This is a genomic window from Larkinella sp. C7 (assembly GCF_006149005.1).
Lineage (GTDB): Bacteria > Bacteroidota > Bacteroidia > Cytophagales > Spirosomataceae > Larkinella.
In genome coordinates this window covers 55,399-76,092 of record NZ_VBSL01000019.1, presented here as the reverse complement: position 1 = coordinate 76,092, position 20,694 = coordinate 55,399, and the positions used below count along the sequence as shown (strand labels likewise).

The following is a 20,694-nucleotide window of genomic DNA, read 5'->3' as shown; positions in this document are numbered from 1 at the left end:
TCTGAACCGCCTGAGCGGTTCAGATACTCTTCTTCAGGACACGGTTCCCCCGTTCCAAACCGCTTTATCCGGCCCGATCAGCGACAGGCTGCCATCGCGGTCTTCGGCCATCAGGATCATTCCCTGTGATTCAAGTCCCATCATTTTTCGGGGAGCGAGGTTAGCCAGAAAGGTTACCTGCTTGCCGATGAGGTCTTCGGGGGCAAAATGTTTGGCAATACCACTCAGAATCTGGCGCGGGCCGGTACCATCCTCCACTTTCAGTTTCAGGAGTTTATCACTTTTCGGTACACGCTCGGCTTCCAGGATGGTTCCGATGCGGATGTCCATCTTGGCAAAATCATCGTATTGAATCGCCGGTTTGGCTTCCGGAATGGTTTTGGTGGCCAGTTCGTTCATGCGTTTGGATTCGTGCAGTTTAGTGATTTGTTGGGCAATTACCTCATCTTCCAGTTTCTCAAACAGCAAAACTGCTTCGCCCAAAGCATGGCCGTGGGGCAGCAAATCCGGTTTTCCCGCATTGATCCAGTGAAAAGCCGATCCAACGGCATCCTCGGCCGAAATCTGATCGGTATTCAGCAGTTTTCGTAATTTTTCGGCGGTAAACGGCAGAAACGGTTCGCAAACGATGCTGAGACTGGCCGAAATCTGCAAGGCAATGTTCAGAATGGTGTTGACGCGCGGCAAGTCGGTTTTGGCCACTCTCCACGGCTCCGTCTCCGCCAGATACTTGTTTCCCAGCCGCGCCAGATCCATCAGATACGTGAGCGCTTCGCGAAAACGGTATTGCTCGATGGCCTGACCGATGCGGTCCGGAAACTGGGCGAGTTCGTTTAAAACCGCCTGATCAGTTTCGTTCAGATCGCCTTTGGTCGGCACTTTCCCGTCGCAAAACTTCTGCGTCAGCACCACCGCCCGGTTCACAAAGTTGCCAAAGATGCCGACCAGTTCGCTGTTGTTACGGGTCTGAAAATCTTTCCAGGTAAACTCGCTGTCTTTCGTTTCGGGGCCGTTGGCCGCCAGCACGTAGCGCAGCACATCCTGTTTGCCCGGCAGTTCGTCCAGGTATTCATGCAACCAGACCGCCCAGTTCCGCGAGGTCGAAATCTTGTCGCCCTCCAGGTTCATAAACTCGTTGGCAGGCACATTGTCGGCCAGAATATAGCTTCCCTCGTGCATCAGCATTGCCGGGAAAATAATGCAGTGGAACACGATATTGTCCTTTCCGATAAAGTGAACAAGCTTCGTATCCTTGTCACGCCAGTACAATTCCCAGTCGCGGCCCTGTTGTTCAGCCCACTCCTTGGTCATCGAAATGTAGCCGATTGGCGCGTCGAACCAGACGTACAACACCTTGCCGTCCGTATCGGGCAACGGCACTTTAATGCCCCAATCGAGATCGCGGGTCATGGCGCGGGGCCGCAGTCCTTCTTTCAACCACGACTGGCACTGCCCCATCACGTTGGTTTTCCACTCTGGATGGCTGTTGACGTATTCCTCGATGCGTGGCTGCATCCGGTCCAGCGGCAAATACCAGTTTTTGGTGGCTTTCAAAACCGGTTTGGCCCCCGACAGCATTGAGCGCAACGGTTCTTTCAATTCCGTTGGACTGAGGGTCGAACCGCAGTTTTCGCACTGATCACCGTATGCATTGGGGTTGCCACAAACCGGGCAAACGCCCACGATGTAGCGGTCGGCCAGAAACTGGTTGGCGGTTTCGTCAAAGTACTGCTCCGTGACTTCTTCGGTGAAATGCCCGTTGTGATACAGATTCAGGAAAATCTCCCGCGAGGTTTCGTGGTGAATCGGTTTCGACGTCCGGGAGTACATGTCGAACGAAATGCCAAAATCTTCAAAAGCGCGTTTGATCTGGACGTAATATTTATCGACTACCTGCTGGGGCGTAATGCCTTCTTTCTGAGCGCGGATGGTAATCGGAACGCCGTGTTCGTCGGTGCCGCTGATGAAGGCCACGTCTTTGCCCGTTGCGCGGAGATACCGCACATAAATATCGGCGGGCAGGTAACAACCGGCGATGTGTCCGATGTGAATCGGGCCGTTGGCGTAAATCAGAGCCGCCGTGACGGTATAGCGTTGCGGGTTTTCGAGTGACATGGTATTCGGTTTACGGTTTTCCGTTTACGGTTTACTCCAGAAACAAAAACGAGTTCCTTCTGGTAAAATCGCAGACTTGAAAACCTAATTTTGGCGCGAAATTAGCAAATCGGCGGCAAACGTTGTTATGTTTACAAAAATGCTCGTCACCGGGCGGATCTGAATAACACCATGGAAAGCACGAATAATTTCCTGAACTGGGTTGAAAACCTTCTGAATGACTTCCTCACTCCCTGATATCACCCTCATCACCGGCGCCAACGGACTCATCGGCAGTCACATCATCCGGCGGTATCTCGATGCGGGCCGAACCGTGGCGGCTCTCCGGCGTGCCAACAGTGATCTGAGTTTACTGAACGACGTCCAGGACCGCGTCACCTGGCTCGAAGGCGATATTCTGGATATCCCATCGCTGGAAGACGCGCTCCAAACCGTGCAGACCCGCGGCACCGTCGATGTGGTTCACGTAGCCGCCATGATTTCGTATTCGCCGAAAGACCGCGACCGCATGGACAAAGTCAATGTCGAAGGCACCGCCAATGTAGTCAATCTGTGCCTGGCGAAGGGCATCCGGAAACTGGGCTACGTCAGTTCGGTAGCCGCCGTCGGTCGACCGACAATCAAAGGCGGGAACGACAACGCTGCCATTGTGATCGATGAAGAGCAACGCTGGGAAGAATCGCCCCAAAACTCCTTTTACGGCCAAACGAAATACCGGGCCGAACTGGAAGTATGGCGCGGGATTGCCGAAGGACTCGACGCCGTGATGGTCAACCCGTCGCTGGTGCTCGGCGAGGGCGACTGGACGCGCAGCAGCACGCAGCTCTTCAAGTACGCCTATGATGAAAAACCGTTTTATCCCGCCGGGATTGTCAACCTGGTCGATGTGCGGGATGTGGCCGAAGCGGTTTTTCAGCTCATGCACAGCCCCATCACCGCCGAACGGTTTATCCTGAGCGCGAAAAGCCTGTCGTACAAGGAATTTCTGGACCAGATGGCGGATGCGATGGGCAAAAAACGAACGAAATACCGCGTTTCCCCCAAACTCACGCAGTTGCTGTGGCCCGTCGAAGCCGTCCGCTCCTGGATCACGGGCAAGCCCCCGCTGATTACCCGCGAAACCGCCCGGTCGGCATCGGGAAATTACCAGTACGATGGCCGGAAGATCGAAAAAAGGCTCCCTTTCCGCTACCGCAATACCGACGAAACGATTCACCGGATTTCTGTGTTTTTCAAGCAGAAGCAGTGACCATTGGCCGTGAATCGGATCTAAAATACTGATCACCAATTCATGCGAAAACCGGCCCAAAACCACTGCCTCCTTTTTTTGCGCGAATAGTTGCGGAATAGATTATTAGTTGTATATTTCTACTACATTTCCACGCTGAATAGTGGTGTATAGTATATACGTAACCCCTGTACGAAGTGAATATGGAGCAAGAGTTTGAGGAAAGAGAAAGCGAAATAAAGGCCTCGATACAGCGATTTGAGAGTATGCTGGACGGCTCCGAAAACCAATTTTTCGATCTGGATGTCTACGAGCAGATGGTCGAACACTACATGGAAGAAGGCGACCTCGAAAAGGCCATGAAAGCCTGCGAAGCCGGACTCGGAAATTTCCCCTACTCGCTGGAATTGATGCTGGATAAAGCCCAGTTGCTGGCTACAAACGGAAAATACGAGCAGGCCCTGGGTCTGCTGGATCGAGCCGCCCTGTATAATCCCAGCGACCCGGACATTCAATACATGCAGGGAACAATCAGCAACCTCGCCGGGAATTTCGAACAATCGGTTGAGATTTTGAGCGATCTGCTGGAAACCGCCGACGAAAAAGACGACATCTATTTTCAGATTGGGCAAACCTATCAGAACTGGGGGAAATACGAGCAGGCCATCGAGCATTATAAAACATCGATCAACCACAACATTAACAACGAAAACTCCCTCTACGAACTGGCGTTTTGCCTGGATCTGATCGGGGAACTGGAAAATAGTCTGGATTATTACCAGCAGCTCATCGACCGCGACCCCTACTCGCACAACGCCTGGTATAACATTGGCATTGCCTACAGCAAACTGAGCCGTTATAAAGACGCGGCCGAAGCCTATGACTACGCGACGATTATCAAAGAAGATTTTGCGTCGGCGTATTTCAATCTCGGCAATACGTATATGAACCTGGGCGAGTTTGTGAAGGCGGAGGAAGCCTACCGCAGTACGCTGAAGTACGAGGAAGCCACGCCCGAAACGTATTGTTATCTGGGTGCCAGTCTGGAGAAACAAAACCGCTACGGAGAAGCCATTACGCGCTACCGCGACGCCGTTCATCTCGATAGCCTTTGGGACGAAGGCTATTACGGCATCGGCGTTTGCCTGAGTGAATTGGGCAAATGGCACGAATCCATTCCGTTTTTGCGGAAAGCCCTGAAACTGAACGAGAAAAATGCCGAATACTGGCTCGCACTGGCCGAAACCGAGTACAAACTGGGCAATGGCATATCGAGTCTCGAAGCATTTGAGAAAGCCGTAGAAGCCGATCCGGCCAATGTCGATGTGTACCTGCAATGGTCGCTCGTGCTGTTCGACCAGGGTGACTTTACCCGCGCGCACGAAATCATTGAAATGGGCATCGAGGAATTGCCGCAGGAAGCGGATCTGTACTACCGGGCCGTGATTTACCTCATTCATGCCGGTATGTATCGCGAAGCACTCGTCAGTCTGGAAGCGGCTTTAACGCTCAATTACGACCAGCACGTTCTGTTGTTCGATTTCTTTCCGGAACTGGAAAAACAGAAAGCGCTCTACAAGATCATCGAGCAGTACCGTAAAAATTAATTTGGCACATTCCGCCGTAAAAGCCGCCCTTTTTAGAGTGGCTTTTTTTACGGGCATAGTTTTTGCAATCGACTCATAAACCCAATCCATATGCCAACGTTATGCAGAAAACGTTAATATCTTTCCTGTTTCTCAGTTTAGTAGTCGGATTCGCCAGTATCCAACCCGCCGTTGCCCAAAATCGACTCAAGAAAATCACCTACACCGATGGCACGACCCGGCAGTTTTTTTACGATGCCGACGGTAAACTCAGTAAAGAAGAACTCACGCGCGAACAGGCACCACTCAGTCAGTTTCAGCACAGTTACGGCACCGGTGGCAAACTGACCACCTATTCGATGCGGTACCAAACGCCCGAAACGCCCTGGAATTACGGCTATTCGGAACAGTATAACTACAGCAAGGAAGGACGCCTGAATTCGAAAGAACGCTACCTGCTTCGCAAGGGTCTTTCGCTGGATAAACCCGAAAAATCGCTCTTTTTTACCGACTCGCTGATCTACAACGCCACCGGTCAGATTGTGGGTCGCCAGCGGTATACCTATCCGCCCCGGGGTGAAATGGCCGGGCGCTCACCGGTTACGCTAACCACCAATCAATACCGCTACGATGCCAATGGCAATCTGGTCGAAGAAACCGTGACGACCACCCCCCTGCAACGGAACGCAGCCGCCACCACCACCACCCGCCGGATCGTGTATGAATACGACAACAAACCCAATCCGTATTGTCTGGCCGAATGCCCGATTTTCGATCAGATGAGCTGGTCGAAAAACAACTGCATTCGGGCCTCGACGTATCAGGTAGAAGCAGGGACACAGGCTAAACCAACGGTTAGTGAATATCGCTACGTTTACAACAATAACCTGCCGGTCAGACGGTTATTGGCCGAAAACTCCACCCTTCTGGAGCAGTACGAATACGAAACCTATTGATTCGACGGCCCGGCAGGCTCACTGGCGCGTTTTTTCAGGTCGTAGGTGTGGGGCGGAAAAAGCATCAGCACCTCATTTTCGCCGAAGGCTTTTTTGACGGCCATAATGGCTTCGCTCAACGCTTTGGTGGCGTCAACCTTAGTCGGATCGATCCAGAACCAGACCAGAAACTGGATCATTTCCAGCGAAACGCCCTTGTAGTGCATTTCAACCGATTTGTCTTTCCGGATAAACGGCAGGGCTTTCACGGCGCTGATCGCTACCCGCTGGGCTTTGCTCAAATCATCGAGGTGCGAAACGCCCGCCGTTAGTTCGATCCGCCGTTCGCCGGTGCGGGAGAAATTGGTAATGGGTTTCTGAAAAATATCTTTGCTCGGTATTTCGATGGTTTGCCCCGCCGAATTGTCCAGCACAATCGAACGCAGTTTGATTCGAACCACTTTCCCCAGAAACCCGTTGGTCTCCACCACGTCGCCGACTTCAATCGGTCGCTGAAGGGCGATAATCGTTCCCGAAATAAAGTTGGCCGTCAGGTCCTGAAACGCAAAACCGATGGCCAGCGCCAGCACACCGGCCCCCGCCAGCAACGACGCCACAGTTTTTTCAAGCCCCAGAATGTCCAGGGCGATGAACAAACCCAGCGTCATGACCACCAACTGGGCCACGGTTCCGGTCAGGTTGATGAGCGACAGATTATCACTAAACCGGTCGAAAGCCCGCACCACCAGCTTGCGGAAATACCGGGATATGAAGTTAAAAACGACAATGACCAGCAACGCCACCGCCAGATTCGGCACATACAGAACGGCGGTTTTGGCCCAGCCTTCCAGACGCTCGAAAATGAGTCGCGCTACCTCGCCTACATTCAGCATAGCAATAGAAAAAGTGTAATAGGATGGTAACCGTTGCCGAAGCGGATGTGTTTCAACGGACGTTACGCAGGGAGTCGTTGCATCAGTTGTTCCGTCCGGATTCCGTAGGCACACTGGAAATGGCCCAGCGGACATTTTTTGCGCCCGTGCAGTCCGCAGGGACGACAGTCGAGAATTTCCTCGATCTCGATCTGGTGCGAATCGTCGGCCAGCGGACCAAAACCGAATTGCGGAATGGTGGAACAGAAAATAGCCGTTGTTGGGGCATTCACCGCCGACGCCAGGTGCAAAGGGGCCGAATCGTTGACGTAATTCATCAAAGCCCCTTTCATCAAAGCCGCCGATTCCAGGAACGACAGTTTTCCGGAAAGATTCACCACCCGTTCGCTGCCGACACCCTGCCGAATCCGCTCCACCGCTTCAGAGTCCGACGGAGCGCCCAGCAAATACACCGTCAGCGATGGCGGTAGTTGCCGCAGAAAGTCCATCCATTTTTCTTCCGGATACTGTTTCGTAAACCAGACCGATGTCGGTGCCAGGCAAATGTACGGCTTAGTCTGGTACGGTTTTACACGCTCAAAATCGCCGGTCGATGGATACAACTTGGGTTTCAGTGCGGCATGATTCGTAAACCAGCTAACCAGTTCCGTATTGCGGTTGATCTCGTGAATATCAGGCGCAATCCGATGATCGATACCATAAGTAAAAAAGCGGGAAAACGGATTTTTCTCAAACCCAACGGTTTCTTCGGCCCCCGACAGTGCCGTTAGCAAACCCGTTGCGCCGAAGCGTTGCAGGTTAATCACCTTGTCGTAGCGACGGGGGCGAATGAGCCGGATCAATCGCAGCAAGTCCCGGTATTTTCCGTTCTTTTTATCCCAAATCAATACGTCATTCAGATGGGGGTTATTTTTCAATAGCCCTTCGTTTCCCTTCCGAAGCAAAAAATCGATGGTGGCGTCTGGGAAATGGAAATGGAGTTTTTCCACCAGTGACGTGGCCAAAATCACGTCGCCAATGAAAGCGGTTTGGACAATGAGAAACCGGGGCGGTTGATTCATTTAACAAATTTCAGGATGGCCTTTACCTCTCGTCAAGTTAAGCAGTTCAATATTAGATTAAAAACCCCTGATTCCAAAAACCGGAGATCGGATTCTGTCCATTTGTGTACATCCGCTGTCCGTTTTTGGACAAATTCCCCTTCAGGCCGCAATCAAAACCGGCTCTATTACAACCAGAAAGGCCTTCTGGCAATTTGGCAAGGCATTTGTTTAGCAAATAACAAGGAAATACAAAAAACCATGGGAAGACCATATCTGGGCGAATTTGAAGAACTGGTTTTACTCACCGTTGCGGTGCTGGACGGAAGTGCGTATGGCGTGACGATTGCGGCTGAACTAAAGCAGCGTACGGATCGCGTCATCAGCCTGAGCGGTGTTCACATCGCCTTGTACCGCCTGGAGGAAAAAGGGTTCGTCAGCTCCGAACTGGGTGGTGCCACGGCCGCGCGGGGTGGCCGCCGAAAGCGGTTATTTGGCATCACAGCAGCCGGCAAACAAACCTTGAGCGAGATGCGGCAGGTACGCAACGACCTTTGGGAATCCATTCCAAACCCGTCCTGGTCGAACGTATGAACACGCCCCAACCACCCGCCTGGGCCGACCGTTTGCTGAAGGGATTGTGCCCCCCCGCTTTGCAGGAAGAACTGCTGGGTGACTTGTACGAGCAGTTTGCCGATCAGGTCGCCGAGTTTGGCGTCCGGAAAGCCCGTCGGCTGTACGCGCTGGAAGTGATCAAATTCTGCCGACCGTATTTCCTGAAACGACGAACGGCCCATTTCATCAAACCGTCTGCCAATCCGGTTTCAAAAACCGCTCACCGATACCCGTTACATAACGAACGTCAACCTTTTTTTCTCCAACCAGACATGCTCCGAAATTATTTAAAAATCGCATTCCGCAACCTCTGGAAAAGCAAAGGTTACGCGGCCATCAATGTGGTGGGTCTTTCGGTGGCCTTCTGCATCTGCGTCTTTCTGTTTCTGACGTCCTATCTACAGTTGACTTACGACTCCTTCCACCAGGATGGCGACCGAATTTTCAGGACCTACCTTTTCTCGAATGATCCGGAAAAAGCGACGCGCAGTGCCCATATGCCGTTGCCTTTTGTGCCAGCTCTAAAAGCCGACTATCCCGAACTGGAAGCCGCAACCCAGATTATGAGCGGCCGGAAAAGCCTGGTAGAAGCGAAAGGCAAGTATTTCGATAAGTTGCTGTTGCACACCGACCAGGATTTTCTGAAAATCTTTTCATTTCCCCTCCTCAAAGGAAACCGGGAAATCGCGCTTCGCGACCTGAGCAGCATCGTCCTCAGCGAGAACATGGCGACGGCGGTTTTTGGCACCGAAAACCCGATTGGCAAAACCGTGCTGGTGGGCCGCGACGCCGATCAGAAGCAGTATGTCGTCACCGGCGTCATCGGCGATGCCCCCTACAACAATTCGTCGATTCAGTACGATGCCCTGGTTCGAATCGAAAATGCGCCGAACTATCAGAATAACAAAGAACAGTGGAATGGCCATTTTTATACGGTTTACCTAAAATTGCCGCCCCAGGTCGATCAGGCTACGTTCGAAAGCCGCCTGAAACCATTTGCCCAAAAATACTTCTCCGGTGCGCTGAAAGACCTCAAAGAGAAAAAAGCCCAGCCCGATCAACGGGGTGATTTGTTTGCCGTCCGATTGCAGCAGCTTTCCAAGGTGCATTTTGACCGGGAAATCTCCGGCGGAAAAAGCGCCCCGATTGCCATTGTTTACACGCTGCTGGGCATGGCCGCTTTTATCCTGCTGATTGCTTGCATCAATTTCATTAACCTGAGCATCGCCCGGGCGTTTACCCGCGCCCGGGAAGTTGGCGTCCGGAAATCGCTGGGAGCGCTCAAAAACCAGCTTTTTGTCCAGATCTGGGGTGAATCGACCCTGCTTTGTCTGGTAGGTTTTTTAGTGGGGATCCTCCTCACCTACCTGCTGATGCCGCAGTTCAACGCCACGTTCGATGCCCGACTGAAACTGGAATACATGCTCAAGCCCGGTTTTCTGGGCCTGATTCTCGGCGTATTTGTTCTCGTTACCTTCGTGGCCGGTGGCTATCCGGCCTGGCAAATGGCGAAGTTCAACGCGGTGGAAGTGCTGAAAGGCAAACTGTCGATGAAACGGCCGGGTGTTTTACGCAACTCGCTGATCGTTACCCAATTTGCGATGTCGTGTTTGCTGGCCTGCTGCACGATCATTGCCGCCCAGCAGGTCGATCATCTGCGCACCCGGCCTCTCGGTTTTGAAAAAGAACAGGTCATCAGCATTCCGGTCGGCAATCAGGTAGACGGTCGGCAGGTGCTCGGGCGGTTGCGGAACAAGCTGGCGACCGATCCTGCGATACTGGCCATAACGGGCACGAGCGTCAACATCGGTCGCGGGCGCGATCGGGTCAGCTCGCGCACCTCCGCCGGATTTAAATACAAGGGAAGAGAGGTCGCTACGGATATCCTGCTGGTCGATTACGATTACCTCAAAACGCTGAATATTAAACCGGTAGCTGGCCGTGACTTTAGCCGCTCCTATTCGACAGATTCCGTAAACCGGATTATTATTACCGAAAGCATGGCCAAAATGCTGGGCGAACCCAAACCGGTGGGCCTGTTTATGGGCGACGATGAAGATACGACGGGCACCAAATCGGAAATTATCGGCGTCATTCCGGATTTCCATTTGTATTCGCTGGCCGATGAAAACCGCCCCATTACGATGCACCTTTCTCATTCGGAAACCATCCACTACATTTTTATCCGCGTCACTCCGCAAAGTCTGGCGGGTTCGATGGAGAAGCTGAAAGCCGTCTGGCAGGAAGTAGCCCCGCAATCGGAATTTATCGGCACGTTCATGGATGAAAATGTTGACGCGTGGTACCAGAACGAAGAACAGATGGCAAAAATCTGTAGCCTGGCGGCTGGCATTGCCATTTTGTTGTCGTGCCTGGGGTTGTTTGCCGTGGCGATGATGGTGATCGAACAGCGAACGAAAGAAATTGGCATCCGGAAAGTGATGGGCGCCAGCATTCCAAACCTCATCGTGGTGCTTTCGCGAGACTTTGTCAAGCTGGTGTTGGTGGCCCTGCTGATTGCCCTTCCGATTGCCTGGTTTCTGATGAATACCTGGCTCGACAATTACCGGGAGCGCATTCAGATCAGCTTCTGGGTGTTTGTCGGCGTCAGCCTGTCCGCCATTCTGATTGCGCTGGCGACGGTCAGTTTTCAGACCATCAAAGCCGCGCTGGGGAATCCAGTAAACAGTTTACGCAGTGAATAAAACCAAGCAACAGATCCTATGAAACTCCTTTTGATCAGCCTGTTACTAGCCATCAGCACGACCGCCATGGCCCAATCTTCGCTGCGAATGCGCATTAGCGACGACGAGAAAACGCTCTCGATCCGGATCGATGGCACCCGGAACGGACGCAAAATCCATTTCAACCGGGCATTCGATGTGTCGGACATGAGTGCATTGCGCAAGGAATTGCTCAAATACCGGGTCTTTAAGTCCCTCGAATTGTCGCCACCGCTGCATGAAATGCCGTGGGTCATTCTCTCGATTTTGGGAGTCGTGGTCGTCTTTTTCACGGGGCTTGTGCTCCGGTTCCGGCCGGTAAAACCGGCGCGGCTTCGATCGGTGTAAACATTAAATCGGCCATCCCTACGGAATTTTTATGGGTTTGATAATCCCTTTTCAGCGGGTTAAAACCCACCGCTACAACATAATTCATCCCTCCGGGATTTGTTTGAATTCGACAATTCCTCTTCCAGCGGGTTAAAACCCACCGCTACAAGATGATTCATCCCTCCGTTTTTTTAAATTCGATAATCCCGGAGGGATGAATCATCTTGTAGCCCCCGGTTTCAACCGGGGTAGAGAACGAGATAGGTCTAAAATTCCGTAGGGATGACCGATCAAATTCCAAAGAAGGGTTATTCCTGAAACCGTATACACCAGAAATAGGGCCATTCACCGGCCTTTTAGCGTGTATTGAATCGACGCGACACCCTGCAACGGTTTTCTGCCAACGCCGGCACGTACACCGTGCTGTTCAATACATCCGGCTTTTCGAAGACATACGTATTGGCCTGAATTCCCAAATCAAGGGCCAGACGGGGAGTAAGGTTGGTTGTGATTCCAGTAGTAATTCCCCCGCTTAGAAAATTCTGCCTGTTCTTTCCTTCTCTTTCCAATCGCGGGCATGGGGCCATAACACAATATACAACCGTCGTCGATTTTCCAGCCTGACTAAGATAACCAGCGGTTAGCTGAGGACCGAGATAAATGCGAAACTTCCCGGTTTCGTTCCAATACGCTCTGGCACCAAGCTTCAGGTATGCTCCGCCTGCTGTTCCTTCCCAATATCGATCATACGATTCATTCTGATTGGTTTGATAAAACTTCGGAAAAGAATAACCGCCGTGAAGGAAAATTTCATACCCTGGCGTTCTCAACACCGTCGCATTCACTTCTACGGTTTTATCGAATAACGGCACCCCATTCAGACCGATCTGCGGGCTGAGTCGTTGCGCAAACAACCCATGACTGAAAGCGAGTAAACCGAGCGACAGCAGGTAGATTGTCTTCATAGTTGTATTGGGATGAACTATTCTTTGACTAAATTTAGTTTTTAATTCTGTACCTGCAACTGCACGCGCAGCAAACAACCGCCGGTATTGCTGATTATCAGACCCTGGGCATCCCAACAGGGTTGGAAAAGAATGGAAGATTACGAAGTATACACCTTACCGAACGGAATCCGGATTGTTCATAAACAAGTACCGCATACCCAAATTGCCCATTGCGGCATCATGCTCGACATCGGCAGCCGCGACGAATTGCCCCAACAGGAGGGCCTGGCCCACTTCTGGGAACACATGGCGTTCAAGGGGACCAAAAAACGCAAATCCTTTCACATCATCAACCGGCTCGAAACCGTGGGGGGCGAGTTGAATGCCTACACGACCAAGGAAAAGGTCTGCTTTCACGCGTCGGTTTTGGGGTTGCATTTCGAAAAAGCCACAGAACTGCTGGCCGACATTGCCTTCCATTCGGTGTTTCCCGAAAAGCAAATCGAAAAAGAACGGAGTGTGATTCTGGAAGAAATGGCGATGTATTACGACTCGCCCGAAGATGCGCTCCAGGACGATTTCGACCAGGTGGTTTTCAAGAATCACCCGTTGGGCGGCAACATCCTCGGCACGCCCGAAACCGTCAAATCCTTTACGCGGGATCAACTCCAGTCGTTTATTGTCGACAATCTCGACACCGAACGGGTCGTTTTTTCGTCGGTCAGCAACCTGCCATTCAGCAAGGTCAAAAAGATTGCTTCCAAATACCTGATCGATATTCCGCACCGCACCTCAGAGCGGAAACGGCTGGCCCCCGAAAGCTACGAACCGCAGCGGGTGACGGTTGAACGGCCCATCACGCAGGCCCAGTGCGCCATTGGCCGCCCGTCGTATGCACTGGCCGATCCCCGCCGGTTGCCGTTTTTCATGCTGGTCAATCTGCTCGGCGGACCCGGCATGAACTCCCGGCTGAACATGAACCTGCGCGAAAAATACGGGCTGGTCTATTCCATCGAAGCCAGCTACACGCCCTTTCTGGATACCGGTTTCCTGGGAATTTACTTCGGAACCGACCAGAAACACCTCGACCGCAGCAGCGCGCTTATCACCCGCGAACTGAAAGCCCTGCGCGAAAAACCGCTCACCAAACTGCAATTGCACAACACGAAAGAGCAGTTGATGGGCCAGTTGGCGATGTCGGAAGAAAGCAACCAGAGTTTTATGCTCACGATGGGAAAAAGCATTCTGGACACGGGCAAACTGGACTCGCTGGAGGAGATTTTCAAGGAAATCCGGGAAGTCGATGCCGGTTTGATGCAGGATCTGGCCAACGAGATGTTCGACGAAAGCCAATTGAGCCACCTCACCTTTGTGCCGGAGCCGGATGAAAACGAGTAACGACCGCACTTCCCGTTCGCTCCTATAAAGATGCCATGATAAAATAGGAACGGCTCATTCCCGTTAACAGAATAGTCGTATTTTTACACGATCACCGGGTTTCGTTTTCAACCGCCTAAAGTAAACCGGGCCGAACAGGCTCACAGTCAACCGGCATGGATTTTTTGCCACCTGAAATTTCAGCGTATTCCGAAGCGCACACCTCGCCCGAAAGCGAGTTACTGCGCCAGCTAAATCGAAATACCCGCGCCCGGATGCTCTATCCGCGGATGCTTTCCGGCCACTTGCAGGGGCGGTTTCTAGCCATGATTTCCCGGATGCTCCGTCCCCGCCGAATTCTCGAAATTGGCACCTTTACGGGGTATTCTGCCCTGTGTCTGGCCGAAGGGCTGGCCGACGATGGCGTGCTGACGACCATCGAAAAAGACGACGAACTGGAATCCTTCGCGCGCGCCTACTGGAATCAGTCGCCGGTGGGGTCGCGGATCGACCTCCGCCTGGGCCACGCCCCCGAACTGATCCCGGCCCTCGAAGGACCGTTCGATCTGGTCTTTATCGATGCCGACAAAGAAAATTATAGTTTGTATTACGACCTGGTTTTCGACAAGGTGCGACCGGGTGGCATCATTTTAGCTGATAATGTCCTGTGGAGTGGCAAGGTCGTCCGGCCCGTCGGCAAGGGACGCACGGCTGCCGAACGCCGGGCCGACAAAGACACGCAGGCGGTGCTTGATTTTAACCGAAAAGTGAGTGAGGATTCGCGCGTCGAGCAGGTCTTGCTGCCCGTACGGGACGGATTAATGATGATTTACAAACGATAACAGCGTATGAAAAAGAGACTTTTGACTCTCCCCTTTTTTCTTTTCTTTACCCCTTTTCTTATTCTTTCCGGCATCGCTCAGGTTCCTGCCGACGTTCCCGAATCCATCCGCTTCGCCGATCTGACGGTTCGTTTTGACGACGGTGCCCGCCGAATTATCCGACAGGACATTACTTCTCTGGTTCAATCCAACAAAAAATACTGGGATGCCAAACTCGACCGCGTCGTCCTCTACTTTCCGCTGATCGAATCCATTCTGGCGGAAGAAGAAGTACCGGTCGATCTGAAATATTTGGCCGTTCAGGAAAGCTCGCTGGTTCCCGACGCGGTTTCGTCCTCGACGGCCGTTGGCTACTGGCAATTCAAAAAAGAAACCGCTACCGACCACGGCATGCGCGTCGATGACGAAGTAGACGAGCGCAAAAGCATCGTTGCCTCCACGCGCGGAGCCGCCCGGTATTTCAAACGAAACAACACGGTTTACAACAACTGGGTATCGTCCCTGTTTTCGTATTACCTCGGCACCACCGGCATCAGCAAACTCGTGCCGGCGGAATGGTCTTACGCCCAGGAAGTTACGCTGGACAGCAAAACCGACCGCTATATTCTTCGTTTTTTCGCCCACAAACTGGCTTTCGAAAGCGTTCTGCCTTCTTTTCAGACGGCGAATTCCGTGGCGCTGATCGAATATCCGTATGGCAGTGGAAAAAGCGTGGCCCGGGTTTCGCAAGATCTGAACATCAGCGAACCGGAAATCCGGAAATACAACCGCTGGATTCTGGGCGACCAGATTCCGTCCGATAAAGAATACGTTCTGGCCATTCCGGCCACGGGCGATCAGGCGGCTGCACTCCGGCGTCAGGCCCAGCAAGCCAAGCTGGTCGCGCAAACCAAAGCCCCGGAAGTAGTGACGAGAGCAAAATACGACACCGGTTTTCCGGTTTTGCGCAAGGTCAATTATTCGAAAGGCAAACCGGATGTGGTGTTGTATGAAATCAACGGCTTGCCGGGGATTCAGGCGCTGGCGGGTGACAATGCCTCGACACTGGCCCGCAAAGCCCGGGTCAGCGTATCGAGTTTTCTGCGTTACAACGACATGAGTGACCGCGACCCGGTGACTGAAAATGAAGTCTATTACCTGGCGAAGAAAATGCGGAAGGCGGTTGTTCCGCACCACACGGTGCAGGTGGGCGAAACCGTGCGGAGCATTTCGCAGATGTACGGACTCCGGCTGAAAAAACTTCTGCGCTACAACCGCATCGACCGCTCCGACCGTTTGCAGGTGGGCCGGGTCATGTGGCTGCGCGAACGCCGTCCGGGTAATAAACCCGTCGAAATCATCAAAACACCGACCACGCCAGCCCCCGCTTCCCGACCAATCGCGAGTCAATCCAGCCCGAGCGAAAACCGGATGAGCCAGTCGACGCCTTCCGATCGCCCGGCGAATTCCATTCCCAGAAATGCCTCCGAACGCAAACTGTATTCACCAAAACTGGTCGAATCGAAGGACGCTCCGGCAACCACCCCTTCGCCAGTCCCGGATACGCGCGTAACGACCACCACGCCCAGCAACGCACCCACCAGCCGACCCGTTGAAAATCAGGAGAACGCTGTAAATACCGTGGTAAAACCACCGGTTTCAGAGCCAACAGTCGCCAGCACGCCGACGGTGACCACGCAGAATTCCGGTTCGACGCAACGGGTTGTTATCGTTCGCCCGGAACGCTCGACCGACTTCGACAGCGAACCCGCTCCCAGCCGCACCACGACGTCAGCACCGGTTAGCCGTCCGGCCGAGCGGAAACCGAGTACATCCGCTCCCGTAACCGCCAGTGCCAGACGCCCCGCGACCGAACCGATGGAAGAATCATCGCCCAAAGTGACCCGCACCAGTTCGGCCCCCGCAACGACGACGCGGTCTGCCGGATCGATGGCGCACCGGGTAGAACCGGGACAAACGTATTACAGCATTTCGCGGCTCTACAACATCTCGGTCAATGACCTCCTGGCCTGGAACCACCTGACCCAGAACGACAAACTGGCGGTGGGTCAATCGCTGTTGATCAAAGGCGACGGAGCCGTATCCAAAAGCCAGCCCGCAGCCTCCGGCAGTTCGACGGTCGACGCGAAGGTGTCGGAAGAAATCGTGTACCACACAGTGCAGAAAGGGGAAACCATGTTCCGCATTTCGAAACAATACGGCGTTACGGTTGAGCAAATCCAGACCTGGAACCAGCTATCGGGTGGCGGAGTCAACGTGGGGCAACAGTTGAAAATAATCAAGAAATAAGACTCGTCCGATAAATCCATGATACTCATTGACAATACCTGCATCAGCGATGATGTGGCCGAGAAGTTTTTCGTTTGTAACCTGGACAAATGCAAGGGTGCCTGCTGCGTCGAAGGCGATCTGGGCGCACCGCTGGAGACATCGGAACTGGCGGTATTGGACGAAATCTATCCGCTGGTCAAACCGTACCTGATGCCCGAAGGCGTTGCCGCCATCGAAAAGCACGGTTTGTACGAATCCGACGAGGATGGCGGTTTTGTTACCACCACCATCGAAGGGCGCGAATGTGTTTTTGCTAATTACGACCAACGCGGTATTCTGAAATGCGGCATCGAGGAAGCGTATAATGACGGGAAAGTGGATTTTAAGAAACCCATTTCGTGCCATCTGTACCCGATCCGGATTACCAAATACGACAGTTTTCACGCCCTCAATTACGACCGCTGGCCCATTTGCAGCCCGGCCTGTGACTTTGGCGAACAACTGGGCGTCGAGGTCTACAAGTTTCTGAAAGAACCCCTGATCCGCATGTACGGCCCGGCCTGGTATGGCGAGTTGGTGAAGGAAATCGAAGAGAAGTAGCCCTGATTCGGGTGCGTATGGAACACCGCGATTATTTTGAAGATGTCTACGACGTGGTTCGGCTCGTTCCGGCGGGGCGGGTGACGACCTACGGCGCCATTGCCCAATACCTGAGCCTGCGCGCGGGAGCCCGCATGGTGGGCTGGGCCATGAATGCGGCCCACGGGCGCGATGTGCCAGCCCACCGCGTTGTCAACCGCATCGGCGTTTTGTCCGGCAAACATTTTTTTGGCAGCCCAACCGCCATGCAGGATCTGTTGGCGGCCGAAGGGGTTCTGGTACAGGACGACCGTGTCGTGGAATTCAGAAAAGTGCTTTGGGACCCGACAACCGAATTGCAATAACCGGAAGCTCAGAGCAGCTTGGACCAGCGAACACTGGGCACTTCCAGAAAACAGGCCTGCATGCTAATGACCAGGTGGTTGTAATCGTCCATCAGATTGGGCTTTTGCAAATACCCATTGGCGCCCAGACTGTAGGCTTTTTGCACCAGATCTTCCTCGATGGAGGTCGATAACATCACAGTCGGAATATGCTTTAACGAATCGTTGGTTTTGATCGCTTCCAATACTTCGATTCCGCTCATCCGGTGCATATTAACATCCAGAATGATGAGTCCGCATCGGGCAATTTTCTCTTCAGCACCGTCGCTTTCCAGCAAACTGTGCATCAACTGTTCCCCGTCTTCAAATTGCAGAATCTGGTGTTTTGCCCCCACATTTTGAAACGCCCGATGAATAAAATGGCGATCATCTTCATCATCATCGACGATAATGACATAGATTTTTCGCTGTAAGGAAGGAGAATGCAATAACTTGGCCGACTGTGGCATGTGATACTAATCAGATAAAGGATGCCGTTACGATGGTGTGTGTTCCTAGCAATAAAATTAGTAAACAGACCCGATTAACAGAGATGATTTCATATGAATTAAAGGCCGGAACAAGTCGTCTTAAAATGAAAACCTGCTTACTTTGATGTAAGATTTAGAATGCTTTATAACGATTTTAAATCAAGCCTTTGTTTCGTATTAAAAATACAAAAAATTAACGGTTTTACAAATTTTTAAGGTATGCGCGCCCACCCAGGTAGCGCATTTGGCGGGCAATCTGGCGGGTCCGTTTCTGGGTATAAGCCGACGGTTTTTTGATGGAGAACAAGCGGGGATTGGGCAAAACGGCGGCAATGCGGGCAGCCTCGGTTCGCGTTAGGGATTGGGCCGAATGACCATAATACCGCCGGGAAGCGGCCTCGACACCGAAGGTCAGCGGGCCGGTTTCGGCCACGTTCAGATACACTTCCAGGATTCGTTCCTTGCCCCAGATCAGTTCGATCAGAAACGTGAAATAGACTTCCAGCCCTTTGCGTAGATAGCTGCGACCATTCCACAGAAAAACATTTTTGGCCACCTGCTGCGAAATCGTGCTGGCACCCCGCGGTCGTTTCCGGTGCTGGTTGTCTTTGATCGCATCCTGAATTTCGTCAAAATCAAATCCCCAATGGGTTGGAAACGCCTGGTCTTCCGACGCCACGACGGCCAGCGCCACTTCCTTTGAAATGGATTCGTAGGGCGTCCAGTTCTTGTAGAGCTTGCTGTCCTGATCCTCACCCATCGCTTCCAGTTTCCGCGAAATCATCAGGGGCGTAAACGAAACCGGCAGGTATTTCAGCAGCACCACCCAACCAAACGAAAGTAGAAAGGACAGCGTGATCAATTTAGCAACCAGTCGAACCGACCGCTCCAGCCACGGACGCTGACGGAGAGAAGCCCCCATGCGCGGGGACTGGCCCGAACGGGAGGAAGCCGAAGAAGGGGTTGACGAGCGCAAACGATTGACTTTAGCGGAACGAAGAGTACTCATTAAACGTAAAAATAGTAAAGAGTGATGAGTTATGAGTGAAGAATTAAGAGTTAAGACGGGGCCGCTCTTGTGGTTAGCATACGTCAGCCAACTCATAACGCTTAATTCCTCACTTTTAACTCATAAAAAGCTCCGCAGCTACGCGGTCGGCGAACAGTTTGCCGGCTTCGGTCAACGTCAACCGGTTGTCCTGCAGGATGAGCCAGCCCCGGCTGTAGAGCGTTTGTAATTCAGCCCGATGAAGTGCTTCAAAATCGGTTCCGGCCAGCGCCGTCAGCTCCCGAACATCGCAGCCCCATTTCGTCCGGATTCCCGTCAGGACATACTCGTTTACCTGATCGGCCCGAGACAATTCCTCGACTGTACCCGGAATTTCGCCCTTTTCGATGGCCCGGACATACTGTGCATTGTTGGCGACATTATACTGGCGGCTGTGGTTGTTGAACGAGTGCGCACTCGGCCCAATGCCGAGATAGGGCCGTCGTTTCCAGTAGCTGCTGTTGTGGCGGGCTTCCCAGCCCGGCTGCGCAAAATTCGAGATTTCGTACTGTTCGTAACCATTCGCCACCAGCGTTTGCATGAGTATCGTAAACTGGTCGGCGGCAAATTCGTCGTCGGCAGCCTGCAACCGGCCTTTTTTCTGCCAATTCCCAAAAACCGTCCCTGGTTCGATGGTCAGACAGTAGGCCGAAATGTGCGGGATGCCAAACGAAAGTGCTTTTGCCAGATCGGCCTCCCAAATACCGTTTGTTTCGGCAGGCATGCCGTAAATCAGATCGATCGTGAGGTTATCAAAACCGGCTTCCCGGGCTAATTGCACACATTTTTCGGCTTCGGTGGCCGAATGGGCGCGGTTCATCAGGCGTAAATTCGGCTCGTGAAACGACTGAATCCCAATGCTCAACCGGTTGACGTACTGCCGAAAAAGCCGCAACGGAGCCAGTGGGTCGGCCGCCGGTCCCACCAAGTCGTCCGGATTGGCTTCGAGCGTGATTTCCGCATCCGGCGCTACGGTATAAAACCGGTGAATCGTCTCGAAAAGCTGTTGCAATTCGGATTCGTTCAGCAGCGAGGGCGTGCCTCCGCCCAGGTAAATGGTCTCCAGATGGCGGGTGGGCAGGTAATCTTTTTGCAGTTCGATTTCCCGGCAAAGTGCCTCGACCAGCGCCGTTTTCTGCTTCAGACTGGTGCTAAAATGAAAGTCACAGTAATGACAGGCCTGTTTGCAGAAAGGGATGTGGATGTACAGATGCATCGGCGAAACTACAAATCTGAACCGGATCAAGTTCCCCGCAACCGACGGGGCGAACCTGGTGTATCCGTAGAAAGT

The 20,694-nt window shown here is 52.8% G+C and carries 18 protein-coding genes; 11 read left to right on the top strand and 7 right to left on the bottom strand.

The genetic code is table 11. From position 1 onward, the window contains the following. Nucleotides 1–33: 33 nt before the first annotated feature. Nucleotides 34–2,115 carry a methionine--tRNA ligase gene (metG, locus tag FH871_RS28330; protein ID WP_138994791.1) on the bottom strand — a complete coding sequence of 694 codons (2,082 nt, stop codon included), beginning with the start codon at nucleotides 2,113–2,115 and terminating at the stop codon, nucleotides 34–36. Nucleotides 2,116–2,332: 217 nt separating this feature from the next. On the opposite strand from metG, the gene FH871_RS28325 reads away from it, so the two are divergent. The 3 genes from FH871_RS28325 to FH871_RS28315 all read left to right on the top strand — a co-directional run bounded on the left by FH871_RS28325 (nucleotide 2,333) and on the right by FH871_RS28315 (nucleotide 5,885). Then, the gene (locus FH871_RS28325) at nucleotides 2,333–3,364 is read left to right on the top strand and encodes an SDR family NAD(P)-dependent oxidoreductase (protein WP_138994790.1); all 1,032 of its coding nucleotides are present in this window, start codon (nucleotides 2,333–2,335) and stop codon (nucleotides 3,362–3,364) included. Nucleotides 3,365–3,546: 182 nt separating this feature from the next. Continuing rightward, nucleotides 3,547–4,950: a tetratricopeptide repeat protein gene (locus tag FH871_RS28320; protein ID WP_138994789.1), complete on the top strand. Its 1,404-nt coding sequence runs from the start codon at nucleotides 3,547–3,549 to the stop codon at nucleotides 4,948–4,950. Between the two features lie 101 nt (nucleotides 4,951–5,051). Then, nucleotides 5,052–5,885 carry a hypothetical protein gene (locus FH871_RS28315; RefSeq protein ID WP_138994788.1) on the top strand — a complete coding sequence of 278 codons (834 nt, stop codon included), beginning with the start codon at nucleotides 5,052–5,054 and terminating at the stop codon, nucleotides 5,883–5,885. Here the strand turns inward: FH871_RS28315 and FH871_RS28310 are convergent. Further along, nucleotides 5,879–6,757 (bottom strand): mechanosensitive ion channel family protein, encoded by an 879-nt coding sequence (locus FH871_RS28310; RefSeq protein WP_138994787.1) that lies wholly within the window; start codon nucleotides 6,755–6,757, stop codon nucleotides 5,879–5,881. The genes FH871_RS28315 and FH871_RS28310 overlap by 7 nt on opposite strands. A gap of 62 nt (nucleotides 6,758–6,819) precedes the next feature. Further along, nucleotides 6,820–7,818: a glycosyltransferase family 9 protein gene (locus tag FH871_RS28305; protein ID WP_138994786.1), complete on the bottom strand. Its 999-nt coding sequence runs from the start codon at nucleotides 7,816–7,818 to the stop codon at nucleotides 6,820–6,822. A gap of 240 nt (nucleotides 7,819–8,058) precedes the next feature. Here FH871_RS28305 and FH871_RS28300 point away from each other — a divergent pair, with 240 nt between their 5' ends. From FH871_RS28300 to FH871_RS28290, 3 genes are read left to right on the top strand one after another with little or no spacing between them, the layout of a single operon-like run. Next, a complete protein-coding gene (locus FH871_RS28300; RefSeq protein ID WP_114409889.1) occupies nucleotides 8,059–8,391 on the top strand; it encodes a PadR family transcriptional regulator in 333 nt (110 codons plus the stop codon). Continuing rightward, nucleotides 8,388–11,117 (top strand): ABC transporter permease, encoded by a 2,730-nt coding sequence (locus tag FH871_RS28295; RefSeq protein WP_229317671.1) that lies wholly within the window; start codon nucleotides 8,388–8,390, stop codon nucleotides 11,115–11,117. The genes FH871_RS28300 and FH871_RS28295 overlap by 4 nt, the downstream gene beginning before the upstream one ends. An 18-nt stretch (nucleotides 11,118–11,135) precedes the next feature. Next, a complete protein-coding gene (locus FH871_RS28290; RefSeq protein WP_138994785.1) occupies nucleotides 11,136–11,483 on the top strand; it encodes a hypothetical protein in 348 nt (115 codons plus the stop codon). Between the two features lie 338 nt (nucleotides 11,484–11,821). Here FH871_RS28290 and FH871_RS28285 read toward each other — a convergent pair whose 3' ends face one another. Then, nucleotides 11,822–12,430, bottom strand: a complete 609-nt coding sequence (locus FH871_RS28285) for a hypothetical protein (protein WP_138994784.1) — start codon at nucleotides 12,428–12,430, stop codon at nucleotides 11,822–11,824. A gap of 132 nt (nucleotides 12,431–12,562) precedes the next feature. On the opposite strand from FH871_RS28285, the gene FH871_RS28280 reads away from it, so the two are divergent. The 5 genes from FH871_RS28280 to FH871_RS28260 all read left to right on the top strand — a co-directional run bounded on the left by FH871_RS28280 (nucleotide 12,563) and on the right by FH871_RS28260 (nucleotide 17,846). Continuing rightward, on the top strand, nucleotides 12,563–13,810 hold the full coding sequence (locus FH871_RS28280; protein WP_138994783.1) for a pitrilysin family protein: 1,248 nt from the start codon (nucleotides 12,563–12,565) through the stop codon (nucleotides 13,808–13,810). A 155-nt stretch (nucleotides 13,811–13,965) separates the two neighbouring features. Beyond that, a complete protein-coding gene (locus tag FH871_RS28275; protein WP_138994782.1) occupies nucleotides 13,966–14,631 on the top strand; it encodes an O-methyltransferase in 666 nt (221 codons plus the stop codon). A gap of 6 nt (nucleotides 14,632–14,637) precedes the next feature. Beyond that, nucleotides 14,638–16,920: a LysM peptidoglycan-binding domain-containing protein gene (locus FH871_RS28270; protein ID WP_138994781.1), complete on the top strand. Its 2,283-nt coding sequence runs from the start codon at nucleotides 14,638–14,640 to the stop codon at nucleotides 16,918–16,920. Between the two features lie 18 nt (nucleotides 16,921–16,938). Then, complete coding sequence (locus FH871_RS28265; protein WP_138994780.1) at nucleotides 16,939–17,502, top strand: DUF3109 family protein; 564 nt, start codon at nucleotides 16,939–16,941, stop codon at nucleotides 17,500–17,502. Between the two features lie 17 nt (nucleotides 17,503–17,519). After that, entirely contained in the window at nucleotides 17,520–17,846 is a 327-nt protein-coding gene (locus FH871_RS28260) for an MGMT family protein (protein ID WP_138994779.1), read from the top strand. Between the two features lie 8 nt (nucleotides 17,847–17,854). Here FH871_RS28260 and FH871_RS28255 read toward each other — a convergent pair whose 3' ends face one another. The 3 genes from FH871_RS28255 to hemW all read right to left on the bottom strand — a co-directional run bounded on the left by FH871_RS28255 (nucleotide 17,855) and on the right by hemW (nucleotide 20,619). Then, nucleotides 17,855–18,334, bottom strand: a complete 480-nt coding sequence (locus tag FH871_RS28255) for a response regulator (protein ID WP_138994778.1) — start codon at nucleotides 18,332–18,334, stop codon at nucleotides 17,855–17,857. A 223-nt stretch (nucleotides 18,335–18,557) separates the two neighbouring features. Beyond that, nucleotides 18,558–19,247 (bottom strand): monofunctional biosynthetic peptidoglycan transglycosylase, encoded by a 690-nt coding sequence (gene mtgA, locus FH871_RS28250; RefSeq protein WP_138994811.1) that lies wholly within the window; start codon nucleotides 19,245–19,247, stop codon nucleotides 18,558–18,560. Nucleotides 19,248–19,479: 232 nt separating this feature from the next. Further along, nucleotides 19,480–20,619: a radical SAM family heme chaperone HemW gene (gene hemW / locus FH871_RS28245; RefSeq protein WP_138994777.1), complete on the bottom strand. Its 1,140-nt coding sequence runs from the start codon at nucleotides 20,617–20,619 to the stop codon at nucleotides 19,480–19,482. Nucleotides 20,620–20,694 lie beyond the last annotated feature (75 nt).